This window comes from Bradyrhizobium sp. (genome assembly GCF_016462955.1).
Taxonomy (GTDB): domain Bacteria; phylum Pseudomonadota; class Alphaproteobacteria; order Rhizobiales; family Xanthobacteraceae; genus Bradyrhizobium.
Genome location: NZ_JAEMSD010000191.1, coordinates 5,891 through 7,400 on the forward strand (window position 1 = coordinate 5,891; position 1,510 = coordinate 7,400).

2 protein-coding genes and 1 riboswitch are annotated in these 1,510 nt (G+C 65.4%); both genes read right to left on the bottom strand.

Annotation, left to right across the window (positions count from 1 at the left end):
- A partial coding sequence (locus JHD07_RS19840; protein ID WP_291624958.1) for a hypothetical protein occupies nucleotides 1–156 on the bottom strand: 156 nt, incomplete at its 3' end.
- Between the two features lie 24 nt (nucleotides 157–180).
- Nucleotides 181–262, bottom strand: a riboswitch (ZMP/ZTP riboswitch).
- A 59-nt stretch (nucleotides 263–321) separates the two neighbouring features.
- Nucleotides 322–1,510 (bottom strand): heparinase II/III family protein (locus JHD07_RS19845; RefSeq protein ID WP_291624951.1); only part of this gene is annotated, 1,189 nt, incomplete at its 5' end.

Sequence of the window (1,510 nt, forward strand, 5' to 3'; positions counted from 1 at the left end):
GACGGGCAGGCCGGCCTCGGCGATCGCCTTGGCGGTGCCGCCGGTCGAGACCAGCTCCACACCATGCGCGGCGATCGCCTTGGCGAACTCGATCAGGCCGGTTTTGTCGGAGACGGAAAGGAGCGCGCGGGTGACGCGGCGGGGATGGTCAGTCATGAGCAAGATCCTCTGTTCAGGGAGTGTCTATGCCCAGGCGCGCGGCTACTATGTCCCGCGCTTCCCGATGGTGCTCCATCCAAGGTCGCCAGTCGCGCGAGCGAGCGCTCGATAGCAGTTTTCGCCGCTTTCCACAACGACGAGATAGGGCTGGATCGCGCCTGTTTACAACGGAAGTTCCGGCTCACGCCGCGCGTTGCGGCGGGCATTGGTGACCGCGGGTGAAGCCGTGGAGCGGACAAAACTCCAGCGGATCGAGGGGGCCTGGCGGGCATTCTGACGAATCACGATCTGGGCGGTGCGGCGCGGGCCGTCATTGCCGGCCAGGAACACGCTGTCCTCGAGATCAACCTTGTCGTCCAATGCCTCGAAGGTCCAGACGTCGCGATTCGGCAGCACCAGCATGACGCCGCGCGCATCCGACAGACGGCTCGCCTTCACCGCCGGATGCAGATGGAAGCGCAACGCGAAATCGGCATCGGCGCCCTTGAAGCGGCCGCCCTGCGGCGGCGACAGCGTGTCCTCGCCGTCGATGCGCGCGCCGTCATTGGCGATCATCAGCACGCGGCGATGGATCGCGCCGAATTTCGAGAGATAGCCGTCGTGAGACGCGGTGAGCAGCGTGCCGTTTTGCACGATTTCGCGATAGCTCTCGACCTCGACCGGACCGCTGGTAATGGGCGCACCGTGCAACAGCCGCTTCATCGCCGACATCTCGACGAACTGGCATGAGGAGGTCTCGTGGTAGATCAGCGTCGAATGCGCCGCCGTGCTGCGTGCGAACGGCCGCCAATTGTCGCGCCCCGTGGTTGGCATGCCGCAATTGGTGACGATGCGGCTGGTGCCGGAAGACAGTTCGAACGACAGGCAGCCGGCATGGGCGTCGTGGCTGACGCCGGCCGGCGGCGGCGGGCCAGTGTCGATGATCACGGTGGTCTGGCCGGCATCGAGGCGCTGGAAGCCGGTATGCGGCATGTTCGCCATCGGCGCGCCGTGGGTGTCGTCATAGGCGAGCAGCGTCGCGAGCAGGTCGGAAGATGTCGCGCTCATGCCGTTGAACAGCGCGAAATTGCCGTCGCCGTGCCGGAAGAAGCGCAGCATCGGCATCATGCGGTCGATCGCATTGAGCAACGCCGGTGGTGGTGCGATGTTGCGCGCGGCGAAGGTTTGCCGCAGCGGCAGCAGGTCGATCAAGAGTTCGATCAGCGCGCCCGGATTGCGCGAGATGTGTCCGCCGTCGGGTAGGATCTGCCGCTGCAGTTCCTCGGACAGCTTCTTCGAGGCGCTGCGGATGTGACGCGTCTGATTGGCGAGACACAAGGACGCATAGCACAGCGCGATCAGCACATGGAGC